The organism is Sphingobacterium sp. IITKGP-BTPF85 (assembly GCF_001006065.1).
Lineage (GTDB): Bacteria > Bacteroidota > Bacteroidia > Sphingobacteriales > Sphingobacteriaceae > Sphingobacterium > Sphingobacterium anhuiense.
Window position 1 is genome coordinate 15160 of record NZ_ASZT02000064.1, and the last position, 13315, is coordinate 28474.

Genomic DNA, 13315 nt, shown 5'->3' on the forward strand with positions numbered 1-13315 from the left:
TATGAAAGTATTGTTTTTCACACTGCTTTTTAGTGTAGGCTTCTATCTGGGCCAGGCTCAGGTGGAAAAGAATATAGTTGTGCGTGGCGTAATACAGGATGCGGTCACAAAAGTGTCGATTCCGGATATAACCATTCGTTCTAAATTACGGAAATCGGTTGGTAAAACGGATCAGAATGGGAGATTCACACTTACGGGTTTAGTTAATAATGACTCTCTATTGATATCTGGTATTGGTTATTCGAGTATGACAGTTTCAGTCCAATACTTTGAGGGTAATACTGTATTGAATATGATACAATCTGAAAAGTATCTAGATATGGTCGATGTTAATACGGGCTACCAAACATTGAAAGCGAATGAAGTAACTGGTGCTATTGATGTGGTTTCACAAGAAATGTTGAATCAACAGACCGGAACAAATATTATGGGAAGACTGAATAATATGGTGCCAGCCATTCGATTTGATAATCAACCTATACAAAATCCTGTTTTGCAAAAATTAAATGTATCCATTAGGGGATTAAGTACCATTAATGGTCAACTGGATCCTTTGATTGTTTTGGATGGTTTTATTTATGAGGGAAATATTTCAAATATTGATCCAAATGCTATTGAATCGGTATCGATATTGAAAGATGCAGCAGCTGCGGCTATATGGGGGGCGAGAGCTGGTAATGGAGTGATTGTATTGACTACTAAAAAAGGAAGTCTTCAAGACCATCAACGTGCTAGAATTTCTTTTAATAGTACTTTTTGTTTAAGCAAAAACCTGATCTGACACAGATTTATAAACTGTCAAACAAAGACTTTATTGATATTGAAAAGATGTTGTATGATAAGGGATATTATAATGTCTATCTGAACAGTATTGGTTATGTAGCCATGACTCCAGTTATTGATATCCTAGATAAGCGTAAAAAAGCTTTAATCACATCTCTTGATTCGAGTAACCTCACGAATAAGCTTTTACAACAAAATGGACTTAAGAATTATGCGGACGCTTTTTACGAAAATCCTTTTGCCCAACAATACAGTATGAATATTTCGGGAGGAGGACAAAAGCATGCCTATGGATTTGCGACTGGATATACCACAGATCAATCGCACTTGGATGAGCGCAACAGGAAATTGAACTTAATGTTTTCAAATAGCTTTAAGCCAGCGGATAAGTTGCAGATTGATTTTGGGGTAAATTATACCAGTACAAATAACAAAAATGGTAAGCCTGATTATACATCTTTGACATATGCAGGTAAAACTGTTCCTTATCTTCAATTTTTGGATGAAGTGGGAGCGGAACTTCCATTTGAGAAGAATTATAGAAAATTATATCTCGATCAAAAATATAATACGGGCTATTTAGATTGGTCTTACTATCCATTATCGGAATATAAGTATAGCAACACTGTTTCAAAGTTGACTGAGCTGTTTGCTACTTTTGGACTTGCTTACCAATTGAAGCCATTTTTGAAACTAAGTTTATCTGGTCAATATCAAATTCAGTCTGTGAGACAGGAGGTACTTAGTACCCTAAATAGTTATGAAGCAAGATCTATAATCAATAAATATACGCAAATCGATGCTAATGGTAGGGTGACTAATCCAGTTCCTCAGTCTGGAATATTGAAAAATTCACAAAATGATGGTCAATCTTATACTGTTCGTGGACAAGCAAATCTCGATAAACGTTTTGGTTTGCATCATCTGGTCGGGATTGCGGGAGTTGAAATAAGAGAAAATATGGTAAAAGGTAATTCTTTTACAGCTTATGGATATAATGAAATTCCGTTGGCTTATGCAGCCATAGATTATGTAACGCTTTTCAGAACAAGTCCTGATGATCTGAATCAGAGTATTGTAGGAGTTCCCGATTTTTCTAAAACCATTAATCGTTATGTTTCTACATTTGTGAATTTGTCAAATATTTGGAAAGATAAATATGCGCTTTCAGCCTCTTTCAGGCAAGATGGAGCGAATATCTTTGGAACAACAACAAATGACAAATGGTCTCCTTTATGGTCCATTGGCACATTTTGGGATTTAGGTAAGGAAAAATTCTTAAATAGTAAATGGATAGATCAATTAAAACTAAGAGCGACATATGGGTATAGTGGCAATGTCGATGTTTCAAAGACACCAGAACCTGTTGCCAATATATTAACGGATTCTTTCACTAAATTTAAAGTTTTGAATATTTCGAAACTCAACGATCCATCGCTACGATGGGAGAAGGTGGGTACATTTAACGTTGGTTTGGATTACAATCTCTTCAAAGGACGTATCATGGGTTCGATAGACTATTACCTTAAAAAAGGTAAAGATCTATATGGTTCTATGGAATATGACTATACTGCATGGGGTGTAAATAGTTCTATTATCAAGAACGTCGGAGCGATGGAGGGACGAGGGGTGGACTTTAGTATCAGTCAAAAACACGCTCGCAGTTGTAAAATGGGATACGCGATTGAATCTTAGTACAAATTCAAATAAGACTACTGCATATTATCAGCCTCAAAATCAGAGTGGTGCTGGCTATGTAGGAAATGGAAATAAAATAACGCCCTTAGTTGGAAAACCGCTTAATGCCGTTGCTGCATATCGATGGGCGGGATTGAATGAGCAAGGTTTGGCACAGGGATATATAAATGGAGAAAAAAGTACTGATTATTCTAAGATAAGGGCTGCCTCTATTGAAGAATCAACAAGTGATGGAAGCATTAATTTTTATGGGTCTGCAAAACCACAGTTTTTTGGCAACTTGATTAATAACTTCTCCTGGAGAGCGTTTTCTTTTGGATTTAATATGAGTTTCAAAGGCGACTATTATTTCTTAAAACCTGCTACATCCTATTTTACCTTGTTTCAAAGTGGAAATGCATATCCTGATTTTGAAAGTAGATGGCAAAAAGAAGGGGATGAAAGTAATACGAATACACCAAAAATGCATTATCCATTAGTGTCCTCGGGAGATTCATTTTATACGCAATCTGAAATTCATGTATTGAAGGGTGATCATGTCCGGCTGGAGTATATTAATATCTCTTGGCAAAGACCTTTAAGCTTAAAGGAACCAGTTCAAGTATTAAATTTTACGGAAATCTGTCTAACCTCGGAATTTTGTGGAGAAGTAACAAGCAAAAGATTGACCCGGAGTTTGCCTATCGTTTGACCCCTCCTAAAGTGTTTTCTTTGGGAGTACAATTAAATTATTAAAATATGAAAAAGGTTGTTTTAATGCTATTATTATGCCAATTTATATTGCAATCCTGCAATAAGTATTTAGATGTACAGTCAAATAATAGATTGGTGGTGCCAAATAGTTTGGAAGATTTACAAGGACTGTTGGATTATTCCAAGAATATGAATTTAAATTATTGTGGCAGTGGTGAAAGTTCATCTGATAATGCGTTTATCCCGATTGAAAATTTAAAAACGCTACCCACAGAACAAAAAGAGCAGTATCTATGGCAGGAGTCAAAATATGGTTTCCCGAATGATTGGTCAACGATGTACACTGCTGTTTATAATGCCAATTTGGTTTTAGAAAAGTTAGATAAAATTCAGCGAATTAAAGAGAATGCAATAAACTGGGATAGGGTAAAAGGTTCGGCTTTATTATTCCGATCTGCGGCTTATCTTAGTTTATTGTGGAATTACTCAAAAAGTTTTGATGCGCAAACAGCAAAGTCGGATCTCGGAATTGTATTGCGCGAATCCTCCGATTTTAATGTTAAATCTACCCGTTCGTCAGTTGACCAATGCTATGCACGTATTCTCACTGACTTAAAGTCTGCAGTAGATTTACTTCCATCCGAAGCAAGTCACATGATGCGTCCAAGTAAAGTAGCAGCTTATGGTTTACTTGCACGAACTTATCTCTCCATGAGGGAATATAAGGAGGCTTTAGTCTATGCCAATGCTTATTTGGAAAGTAAGAATGAATTAATGGATTATAACGACGCGACTTTAGTAAAACCTTCAGCTAATTATCCTTTCACCATATTCAATAAGGAGACGACCTTTTATATGCAACTCGGATCATCAACGTTAACAGCTGCTTATTCAAGTGTGGATACGCTTTTGTATCGTACATACGATGTTAACGATTTAAGGAAGTTGTATTTTTTAAAATGACGAATTCGATCATAAATTTTAAAGGGCAATATACGGGTTCTAATAATTTGTTTGGCGGTATCGCGACTGATGAAATGTATTTGGTCAGGGCTGAGTGTTTGGCTAGAGAAGGGAAGATAGCTGAAGCGTTAGCGGACATTAATTTACTTTTGAGCAAACGTTATAAATCAACTAGTTTTATGCCCCTTTCTGAAACTAATATCTCGAATTTACTGGATTTAATTTTGCTCGAAAGGAGAAAGGAACTATTATTTAGAGGGTTGAGATGGATGGATATTAAAAGACTCAACCTAGAGGGAAGAATGATCAGTTTGATCAGAGAAGGTGCGGATGGTAAGGTGGAACTAAAACCAAATGATAATCGTTTCGCTATACCTTTGCCAGAGGATATTATTCGGTTGGCTGGTGTTGAGCAAAACCCAAGATAAGAAGTAATAATAGACGGCTCAATTTGACGAGCCGTCTATCGTTTATCAATTTGTAATCTACCATTTTACTGTGGCAATCAATTATTGATAAACAGGGGAGACCTTTATTCCCTATAATGTTCTATTAATAGGATTAAATTGCGTAGCATTTGAACTAGGCTCTTCACTTGGAATGAAACCGCTTCCAACTTTATTAGCTTTAATTTGAACTTTCATAGCATCTAAAGTATTGCCATTTAAGTCTGAGGCATCTACTTCTAGCGAACAAGCTGCTTCTTGTGTGTTATTACAATTCTCTCCATTTGGAGTTGTGGTCCAAAGAGATTCATCTTCCACTTCTGATGCAATCGTAGGATCTCCATGAAAGTATAAAGTGGGACTAAATAGTTTTCCTGTATTTACACCGCTTACTTTAAAAGCAGAAAATGTTGTTATCGTTGCGACAGCTACCATAGCCAGCGCATATTTTTTGAATATGTTTTTTAAGTTCATGGGTCAGGTTTTTATTTCACGTGGTGGAAAAAAAACACGGTAAAAAAAAGTTATGTTAAAAATTGTAATTCATAATTGTTGCCTCTGTCGGTATATGATTTTGGCGGTTTTAATTGGTGTCAAAATACTTTAAATTGATACACCTGACTACTGGGGAAGGTGTTCATTTTCTGGGCCATCACAAATGCATTTGTTTTCACCCCGAATGGTCTGCTCTGTACTGTGCCGATTGAGATTAGGACTAGATACATGAAAAACAACCGCACGCTTTTGCTGTATCCCTCGCTATCACCTGGGGATAATAAAGCAGGACGAAGTATTAACAACCCGAATATAGATATGCTCAATAAGACAATGTTTACAACCAGATGCCACTCCCAGGACATTTCATTAAAGATGGACGAACAGGTACATGGACGCTTTTCATAAACTCCAGCTACGCCCAGACCGATAAAGATGGTAAAAGCCGATAGAAGTAAAATAGAACCCCAATAACCTAACCGCTGCATTTTGTTACTTCGAAAAGCCAGCAAGATACCGGTGAGTATTTCTAGCAGTGGTACCAGCCAAAATATAATGCCTATCGACCAGTCAGGCAATGGTTGCTGCTGCAAGGAAATCCTAAAGTTCTGCCAGCTCCATGCTTTCTCCAAACCAACAAACAACCAAAAGATGATCAAGAAAATACTGATGCTCTTACCGATGATATTTTTTACCTTGTTGTTCATGTTTCCTTATTTTTATTTTCGCTTAACAGCTTCCTTGTTTGTGATTTGGTACGGTGCTATTTTCTATATAATACCACTGTGGTGTTTTCAGTAAATCCACAACTGCTTCACGCATATCGTGAGCTTGATTTTTTAATACCTCTTGTGAGAAACGATTGATACTAACGGTTGAAATAACCAAATATATCAGTCCAATGGCTACAATTATGTATGGGTTATATCGTTTGATTAGAATTTTCATGACCACTTTGTTTTTGTTTACATCTTTACTCAAAGGTAGAGCGTATCTCAAAATTCTATTTCGGCGATTGACGTATTCTGATTTCGGAATTTTTCTTGTAAAGGTTAAGGGGTTAGAAGATTATTTGGTTAGAAATGACCGTCACTTGTTTACTTGTCACTTCGTTACTGATAAGTTGTTAGAAGGTTAGTTCATAGTAGTTAGATTGTTAGTATTGAGTAGTTAGACAGGGTTGGACTTTCCGTAGTAAAATATTTGGGAGATGGCGATCAGGTGATCCAATTTTCAGATCAGGACCTTGTCGATCCAAAGGGTAATCTATACAAAAGCTATAACGCTGGTCCACTAAATGAACCGACAGGAACGTTGCATATTGCGCATGCTGTTAAGGATATCAATTATGGTTTCATAGTTATATTTGATGAGATAAAAGAAAAAGTACCCGATATCAGCTTATTAAGTTTAAGGCTGATCGGCAGAGGTGCCAGCGGAATACCCTTTAACTTTAAAGGTGTAACTGTGAAGTGGTAGCTCAATTTTAAAAGCTGCAAAAGAGCCAATTATTGATCGTAATTGGCTCTTTTGCTTACTTTATTTTTTTTCTGTCAATATTTGTTGCTGATAAGCGCTCGGTCGTATGCCCACCCTCTTGAAGAAAAAATCGGAAAAACTGCTTACCTCGCTATAGCCACAATAAGTGGCTGTTTCACCTACAGTGTACAGGGCTAACTTTTCTTTCGCTTTGATAATAATAAGCTCGTGCAGGTACTGTTGCAGAGTCTGTTTGAAATACTCTTTGTGTACAGCAATTAGCCGTTTGTGTCCGATACTGAATTTTTCAGATAATCCACTTAGTGATAGATTGCTAAATTCTTGACTAACGAGGTCTTGTATAGCGCCTCGTACACGTTTAGCAAGATCTTCATTTGGATCAAGCCATTCATAACTTGTAAATTGTTTGAACTTAGCAATGTCAAATAGGATATAGAGCATTTTGATTATCTCGGCTTCATGACCGGAATGGTAATGAAAAAAAATCTCTTCTAATCGCTGGATCTGATAACTCGTTTTTTCTTTGATAGGCCAGATCGGGGTCTGGAATAATTTCTTTTTATCCCGTAATCGTGCGGTTCTAAATTCATAGAGAAAGCTATGTGAGGGAAAGATGTTAGCTCGAATAAAACCTACATCAATTAATAAACCATAGACAAGATAATGACCGTACTGAAGGTGGACGGAAAATTTTCCTTTTGGTACATAGGCGTACGTGCCATGTCCACCTGGTAGCTGAATATGATCTTCGCTTTTGTTGTTTTTGATAATAATTTGACTTGGGGATTTGAAAGCATAAAGCAGATGAAAATCTGATTTTTCTGTTTTAAGTGGCAAGATACAGTCTGCTTCAGCATATGCTTCAATACGGTATAAGAGTACTGAATGATAGTCCAAATAGGTCTCCATAAGCTGTATGTTTTCGGCTTCGTGCCTAACTGTAGTAGCATCGGGATGCTGTGGCAGAAAGTTGTGCATTGGTCCACTGAATTGTGCAACTTGGGGTATTGGAAAGTGATAGGTTTTGATCATTGATTAGGTGGTTAGATAGCTAGAAGGTTAGTTGGTTACTTCATTGTAATTAGATTATAGTAATTAGATAAGCGTGTCATGGTTTTTACTGCGTTACTTGTTACTATGTTACTGATTACTGGGTTAACTGGCTAGACTATTACGGGTTAGACTTATATGTTACTTATTCTCTCGATATTAAAAGAAAAATTAGTCTATAATAATAATTACCTGTTTAATTGATAAAAATATTTCTGAATAGGTGTTTTTATAAGGTGAATGTAGGGGTTTTAAGAGGTTAAATATTTTATGGCTTTTAAAAGCGTGTAAATAGAGCTGTTATGTGTATTGGGAAATTATTTTCATCAAGTTGGATAGTAGTGCGATTTTAGGGTAAATGTAAGGGCCCTAAATGAACGGTTATCGGCGCCAGATAACTGATGGTATTACTATTTATAAATGAAAAATCATGAAAAGAGACGAATCACTTATTATGGAAATTAAGAAATTGCCTCAAGAAGTAGGTCAGCCTTTTGCGGAGATTAAACGCTATTTGGCCTTCCTGGGCGACGAAAAGAAAAGCGATATTATTTGGCTGTAAGTTTATTTGGCTGTCTATTATTTATAGACAGCCTATTTATCAAACCTTCAATACTTTGTTTATGAACCTAATCACGCATTCGTGCAGAGACAGTACTGCTTTTAAATTCCGTGAGATTGCACATTATACAACCAATATATATGGGGTGTTCCCAGAACTGACGACTGCACAGTGTTATGAAATGATGCAAACGCAGCAGTCGTTGCAGCGTCTCGTTTTGACCAAAAAATACCGTGAAGATCTGAACAGACAATTACACGTTATTATTTCACAGCTCGATGTAACGCAACAGGGCTGTATCTGGTTTTCTTTTCATATGGGAACTTACCATTTATTGCCTCATCTATTGATCCGGTTAAATGTGAAGCTCTATGTCTTGGTGAGCCAACAGGTATATGACGACTATAGCCAAGAACTTAGTTTAACGCAGTATAGTGAAAACATCCGTTTAATTAATGTGCAAGATAAGGCTGCCATCTGGCATATTAACTATGCTCTGAAATCGGGGCTGCAACTACTCGTATATTTAGATGGAAATATGGGCGTTGGACAACAGTTGAAACATAGCATACAGTTTCCGTTGGGAGATCGATGGTGGTCATTAAGTTCTGTACTGGCAACACTGGCTCAATATCATCAAATACCGGTCGTACCTATTTGGCTACTCGTTAAACCGGATGAAGGCATACAGCTTAAACTTGGCAAAATGCAGATCATTACTGATGCAACAGTATTTTTACAGGACCTCTTTCTGCAATTTTACCATGATCTGCTGTGTTATCCAGCGCAGTGGAAAGGCTGGTTATTTGTGCATCATGATATCCGATCTACCCCCATAAAGTTGGAAAATACAAATACACCACATAGTTACCCCGAATTTATTCCTTATCCGATTTCAGATCAATATTTTTTATTGGAACGGGCGACAGGACTTTTTTATCCTGTGGATGCTTTGCTTTACCAGCATATTATGAGGAAAATGAAAACCGAATTAAATCTGAATTTTGAATTGTTTTAAAAAACAAGTATATTAATGATTTGTCAAGTTAATTTCTTGCGATCCTGTAAACCTAAATCTTACTTTTTGATATGCACGAAAAACGAATTGTTTATCGCTTACCTGGGTACGGTATATTTTTCTTATTAATAGGCTACAGCTTTTTATTCTATCAGGTAAATCATGCTAGTTTTGTTGATCTACCCTTTGTGCAGTTTATCTTTATTGCTTTGGCTTACAGCGGTGTTTTTCTAGCTGTTAGACATTTTATGGTTGATAAGTCGGGATATTTTCGGCGAGGTTTGAAGATACTATTTTATATATTCTGCTTATACATGCTGTATTTCCTGCTGGTGGTCACTATACTGTTTTTACTTCCCAGACAGTGGACAAGTTCTATTTATAAACCTCATCTCCCTATTTCTCTATTGCAGGTGGGACTGGGGCTGGCTGTATTCTTTTTTAAATATAGCTTATATGCTTGTCTGCTCGTGTTGTTCGAGTCGCGGATAAGTGCTCTGGTATGGATGGGAAAACGGTTGCTACTTGTCAAAAAGTTACAGATCCGCAATAACATGTTCCGTCACGATGCGTCGCAAGGGAAGGTTCGAGCTCTTGTACGTGAGGAGGTGGCACACCTGTTACGCAACTTACTGCAACAGTTATATGCTTGGAAAGTTGTTTCTCAAACCGAAAAGCAACATGTTGATCGGTTGCTTCATTATGTGTTAGATGGCTTGTCGGATGAAAAACTGCAGTTTGTTACCTTGGATCAAGAGATGGAAGCGGTCGAACGGCTTAACCAGATCTACCACGAGAAGCAGGTAGATCTGCTTTATCCTGACCGTTTGGGAGGCCACTTGGTACCACGTTTTATGCTTATATCGCTCTTGCAAAACTGCCAGAAACATGGGGTGTATGATGGTTCCGCGCTCTTAGAGATACAGCTGAGCAGGTACAGGATGCATATAAAAGTATATAATAAGATCGCTCATGATAAAAACTGGCAGATCGGAGCGGATGGAACAGGTATGGACCGATGGCGTGCTATTGTAAGGTATTATTATGCCGATACGGCGGAGGTTCTCATTGAGATGCTGGATGATCATTATCTACTGACGGTTACGATCGACTACAAAAAACAAATTTGATATATTATGCTGAAGAAAATTAGAGTTGGAATAATCGATGATGACCAGCACGCTATTGATTTTTTAAGTGCCTATGTCGCAAAGACCGATGGACTGGTAAAAGTTTTTGAAACAGTGGATCCACAAAAGGGATTGACAAAGGTGAGGACAGGCACCATCGATTTATTGATAGTGGACATGGTGATGGCTAATCTTTCAGGTATAGAATTGATTGCTCAGATAAAAGAACTGCAACGGCCAAGCCGAAAGTCCAGACTGGGGATGCAGGTGATCATCTGTTCCGGTACGGATAAATATGCCGCTGCAAGCTATCATTATGATGTGACCGATTACCTGCCAAAACCGCTGGAATACTTACGTTTTGTAGAAGCTGTCGACAAAGTAAAACAGTATTGGAATGAAAGGTACCCGATACTTATACCCAATGAACAGATTTTTCTGGTTAAAGTGGGAAATATGTACCATCATAAGCTGGTACGGATACCTGAAATTATTTTTTTGGAAGCCGATGGTATGGAGTGTATTCTGTGGTTTGGAGATGCCGTCAAGATTGTTGTCGGAAAACCAATGTCTTACGTATTAGAGCGGTTGCCTCGTGAACGATTTATTCAATGCCACCGTTCATTTGTGGTTAACACGGATTATATCGTTGATATTTTCAACAGGGAAATTAAGATGCGGTATCTGGCAAATAAGGTCTCGGTCGGTGACCGAAAGATTTTTCAGGAATTTAGTTTATGGGAAATGTCTAATAAACTGTAATGCAATTTAAATCTTTATCAGATGTTCAGGATGTTATGATCCTGAAGAAACAGTCTGCGTAAATTAATACTAAATATTAATTTCAAGTTTTCATTGTGCTCCCATCAGGAAGTACGCTAACCGTTTATGGTCTTGTTTATGCCCAGTAGCTATGTCAAAAATCAAGCTTATCGAACAGATGCAACAGACTTTAGCCCAATTGATGCAATATGAGGTGCAGCCCCTGCTGTCCGATATTCCGTACGAATACTTACTGAAGGAGACCATCGCGCGTTTTCCTGCTGACCCGACCTCCCCTCAGGTGCTGTCGAACATATATGAATTTGTATGTCTTGCTTCTCCTCATCTTAAGGAGCAACAGGTACAACAAGAAAACATACCTCCTTATGTCGATATTGAATGGATCTGTTCGGTGCTTGATATTAGTAGATCTACTTTTTACGAATCTGTCAACCGCATATTACTTTTTCCAGTCGTGAAAGTCGGAAGGCGGCCTTATTTTTTAAAATCGGAGGTCGCAGCTCTATTTGAAAGAACCAAAGGGATGGGGCCTCATATTTTGGGGAAATTAGCAAGTAAAGCACGAAAAAATTTAATCGATTGACTATTCCCAATTCTTTCTTGAATCACTCTTTTGTTTCGGCTATCCACAAATTGTGAATAAACATACCCTAATTGTGAATGAGGGATTACTTATCCACAATTTGTAAACAGCTGTTGCAAAATAGGGAACACTTATTATAAAATAGCACTCACTATTTCTAAAACTTCGATCTAAGTTTCAGCAAAGTTATCCCCTGATTGTGAATAAGGTGATACTTATTGTGGAAAGATGCTCACTTGTTAACCATATTGTCTTGCTCAATCTTAAAAAGTGAACCTTCATCCCCAAACTGTATTCGAGTTTTTAAAATTATCATTCCTTCGTATTAAACGGTAAGTGCTGTCTTGTCGATTGGTAGCCGATCTTTCTAAAGAAGTGCGCCCTTCTTATAAAAGAGCATTTGCTTTTAACAAATTTTCTGATGATTGTTCCCAAGTACGGAATGCTAAAAGTTAAATAGTACCCCACTTTGATGTGCTACATCAAATATATGTCTTGATTATTGTCTGGAATCAACTTTTGTTACAAAGCTTTTGAATTTGTTTGTCCGGAAGTCCGCTCGGTCGTCCGTTAATGTCCGTTAGTGTCCGGAAGTTCCATTTCTTGCAGGCACCACGGCTATGTTTGCTTCATGATGTTCGTCCGGAAGTGCATCTGAAACTAATTTTTTAACGGAGCGAAAGCTCAAAAATACCTAGTGATATGAGAAAGAAAAAAGTAATCCTGGACTATTCAGGAATCAGCGATCATGAGTTCAATACCATGATCGGAAAGGTGCTTGACTGTTTGGATGGGCACACACTTTTGACCGATTTGCCCATTCCATTAGCTGATCTGAAAACACAGGCTGATGATTTTAAACTGAAATGGCAGAAAGCGAGCCGCGGTGGAAGTCTTTTGGAAATTGAAGAGAAGAATGAGAGCAAGAAGGCGTTGGTCCAAAGTTTACGGAGTATTGCTTTTTATGTGAATACCGTTGCCGATGGCTCCCGCTCCATCTTATTGAGCTCGGGATTGATTTTGGAGCTTGACCCTAGAAACGTAGAGGTACCTGCTGTGGTCAAAGAGGTGGCATTACTTGATGGAAAACAGCGTGATCAGTTGCAGATCAGATTTAAGCCTCTTAAAGAGGCGATCTTGTATGAGTATCAGGTATCGAATGAACTGGATCAGTTTGAACAACCGATATGGGGAGAGACTTTTCAGGCGAGTTCGAGTTATGGGAATGTTTTTTCGCCTACTAAACCCGGTTATGTTTACTACCTAAGGGTACGTGCACGTAATAGAAGGGGGATCGGTGATTGGTGTGATGTGGTCAGTTTAACAGCTCGCTAAAACGGTATGGGAAATGTGCTGGTACAGCGAATCAGACAGGGGAAGCAAAGTACCCTGTCTCATCTCTATATCGATGGAGAATTTGTGTGTTATGTATTGGAAGACGCTATTCGCGATGTGAAAATCAAAGGTGAAACGGCAATTCCTGCAGGTAGGTATTCCCTGATCTTAAATACCTATGGTGCCATGAATGCGCGGTATAAACGCCGGTTTCCAGACTTTCATCAGGGTATGATCGAGATCAAAGAGATTCCGAATTATAGCTATGTCTATATC

Annotated in this window: 17 protein-coding genes; 13 read left to right on the top strand and 4 right to left on the bottom strand. The window is 37.9% G+C overall.

Features of this window, described 5'->3' with window-relative positions:
- The first annotated feature begins 1 nt into the window (after position 1).
- The 5 genes from L950_RS13570 to L950_RS13590 are packed head-to-tail and all read left to right on the top strand — an operon-like array spanning position 2 to position 4565.
- On the top strand, positions 2-781 hold the full coding sequence (locus L950_RS13570) for a TonB-dependent receptor plug domain-containing protein (protein WP_021188423.1): 780 nt from the start codon (positions 2-4) through the stop codon (positions 779-781).
- Entirely contained in the window at positions 757-2478 is a 1722-nt protein-coding gene (locus tag L950_RS13575; protein ID WP_021188424.1) for a TonB-dependent receptor, read from the top strand. The genes L950_RS13570 and L950_RS13575 overlap by 25 nt, the downstream gene beginning before the upstream one ends.
- Complete coding sequence (locus tag L950_RS13580; protein WP_031287287.1) at positions 2468-3172, top strand: hypothetical protein; 705 nt, start codon at positions 2468-2470, stop codon at positions 3170-3172. Before L950_RS13575 ends, L950_RS13580 begins: the two co-directional genes overlap by 11 nt.
- A 47-nt stretch (positions 3173-3219) precedes the next feature.
- Positions 3220-4137, top strand: coding sequence for a RagB/SusD family nutrient uptake outer membrane protein (locus tag L950_RS13585; RefSeq protein ID WP_031287288.1), 918 nt, complete (start codon positions 3220-3222; stop codon positions 4135-4137).
- A complete protein-coding gene (locus L950_RS13590; protein ID WP_031287289.1) occupies positions 4134-4565 on the top strand; it encodes a RagB/SusD family nutrient uptake outer membrane protein in 432 nt (143 codons plus the stop codon). The genes L950_RS13585 and L950_RS13590 overlap by 4 nt, the downstream gene beginning before the upstream one ends.
- A 111-nt stretch (positions 4566-4676) precedes the next feature.
- On the opposite strand, the gene L950_RS13595 is transcribed toward L950_RS13590, so the two are convergent.
- The 3 genes from L950_RS13595 to L950_RS13605 form a co-directional block, all read right to left on the bottom strand.
- Positions 4677-5057, bottom strand: coding sequence for a hypothetical protein (locus L950_RS13595; RefSeq protein WP_021188425.1), 381 nt, complete (start codon positions 5055-5057; stop codon positions 4677-4679).
- Positions 5058-5176: 119 nt separating this feature from the next.
- A complete protein-coding gene (locus tag L950_RS13600; RefSeq protein ID WP_021188426.1) occupies positions 5177-5785 on the bottom strand; it encodes a MauE/DoxX family redox-associated membrane protein in 609 nt (202 codons plus the stop codon).
- Between the two features lie 22 nt (positions 5786-5807).
- Positions 5808-6077: a hypothetical protein gene (locus L950_RS13605; protein WP_156169686.1), complete on the bottom strand. Its 270-nt coding sequence runs from the start codon at positions 6075-6077 to the stop codon at positions 5808-5810.
- 204 nt (positions 6078-6281) lie between these two features.
- Here L950_RS13605 and L950_RS13610 point away from each other — a divergent pair, with 204 nt between their 5' ends.
- On the top strand, positions 6282-6557 hold the full coding sequence (locus tag L950_RS13610; RefSeq protein WP_021188428.1) for a hypothetical protein: 276 nt from the start codon (positions 6282-6284) through the stop codon (positions 6555-6557).
- A 60-nt stretch (positions 6558-6617) separates the two neighbouring features.
- On the opposite strand, the gene L950_RS13615 is transcribed toward L950_RS13610, so the two are convergent.
- On the bottom strand, positions 6618-7610 hold the full coding sequence (locus tag L950_RS13615; RefSeq protein WP_031287292.1) for an AraC family transcriptional regulator: 993 nt from the start codon (positions 7608-7610) through the stop codon (positions 6618-6620).
- Positions 7611-8058: 448 nt separating this feature from the next.
- Between L950_RS13615 and L950_RS35440 the strand changes: the two genes are divergently transcribed.
- From L950_RS35440 to L950_RS13645, 7 genes are all read left to right on the top strand, one after another.
- Positions 8059-8190: a hypothetical protein gene (locus L950_RS35440; RefSeq protein WP_021188430.1), complete on the top strand. Its 132-nt coding sequence runs from the start codon at positions 8059-8061 to the stop codon at positions 8188-8190.
- Positions 8191-8251: 61 nt separating this feature from the next.
- Positions 8252-9208 carry a hypothetical protein gene (locus L950_RS13620; protein WP_021188431.1) on the top strand — a complete coding sequence of 319 codons (957 nt, stop codon included), beginning with the start codon at positions 8252-8254 and terminating at the stop codon, positions 9206-9208.
- Positions 9209-9279: 71 nt separating this feature from the next.
- On the top strand, positions 9280-10338 hold the full coding sequence (locus tag L950_RS13625) for a hypothetical protein (protein WP_021188432.1): 1059 nt from the start codon (positions 9280-9282) through the stop codon (positions 10336-10338).
- 6 nt (positions 10339-10344) lie between these two features.
- Positions 10345-11100 carry a LytR/AlgR family response regulator transcription factor gene (locus tag L950_RS13630; RefSeq protein WP_021188433.1) on the top strand — a complete coding sequence of 252 codons (756 nt, stop codon included), beginning with the start codon at positions 10345-10347 and terminating at the stop codon, positions 11098-11100.
- A gap of 151 nt (positions 11101-11251) precedes the next feature.
- Positions 11252-11704 (top strand): helix-turn-helix transcriptional regulator, encoded by a 453-nt coding sequence (locus L950_RS13635; protein WP_021188434.1) that lies wholly within the window; start codon positions 11252-11254, stop codon positions 11702-11704.
- A 702-nt stretch (positions 11705-12406) separates the two neighbouring features.
- Complete coding sequence (locus L950_RS13640) at positions 12407-13039, top strand: hypothetical protein (RefSeq protein WP_021188435.1); 633 nt, start codon at positions 12407-12409, stop codon at positions 13037-13039.
- Positions 13040-13045: 6 nt separating this feature from the next.
- On the top strand, positions 13046-13315 hold a 270-nt coding region (locus tag L950_RS13645), incomplete at its 3' end, for a DUF5675 family protein (protein ID WP_021188436.1).

What these genes read in the sequence shown, in the direction of transcription:
- L950_RS13620 (WP_021188431.1), top strand. Translation starts at nt 8,252, where the DNA reads ATGAACCTAATCACGCATTCGTGCAGAGACAGTACTGCTTTTAAATTC.
- L950_RS13615 (WP_031287292.1), bottom strand. Translation starts at nt 7,610, where the DNA reads ATGATCAAAACCTATCACTTTCCAATACCCCAAGTTGCACAATTCAGT.
- L950_RS13590 (WP_031287289.1), top strand. Translation starts at nt 4,134, where the DNA reads ATGACGAATTCGATCATAAATTTTAAAGGGCAATATACGGGTTCTAAT.
- L950_RS13630 (WP_021188433.1), top strand. Translation starts at nt 10,345, where the DNA reads ATGCTGAAGAAAATTAGAGTTGGAATAATCGATGATGACCAGCACGCT.
- L950_RS13625 (WP_021188432.1), top strand. Translation starts at nt 9,280, where the DNA reads ATGCACGAAAAACGAATTGTTTATCGCTTACCTGGGTACGGTATATTT.
- L950_RS13585 (WP_031287288.1), top strand. Translation starts at nt 3,220, where the DNA reads ATGAAAAAGGTTGTTTTAATGCTATTATTATGCCAATTTATATTGCAA.
- L950_RS35440 (WP_021188430.1), top strand. Translation starts at nt 8,059, where the DNA reads ATGAAAAGAGACGAATCACTTATTATGGAAATTAAGAAATTGCCTCAA.
- L950_RS13570 (WP_021188423.1), top strand. Translation starts at nt 2, where the DNA reads ATGAAAGTATTGTTTTTCACACTGCTTTTTAGTGTAGGCTTCTATCTG.
- L950_RS13595 (WP_021188425.1), bottom strand. Translation starts at nt 5,057, where the DNA reads ATGAACTTAAAAAACATATTCAAAAAATATGCGCTGGCTATGGTAGCT.
- L950_RS13640 (WP_021188435.1), top strand. Translation starts at nt 12,407, where the DNA reads ATGAGAAAGAAAAAAGTAATCCTGGACTATTCAGGAATCAGCGATCAT.
- L950_RS13600 (WP_021188426.1), bottom strand. Translation starts at nt 5,785, where the DNA reads ATGAACAACAAGGTAAAAAATATCATCGGTAAGAGCATCAGTATTTTC.
- L950_RS13635 (WP_021188434.1), top strand. Translation starts at nt 11,252, where the DNA reads ATGTCAAAAATCAAGCTTATCGAACAGATGCAACAGACTTTAGCCCAA.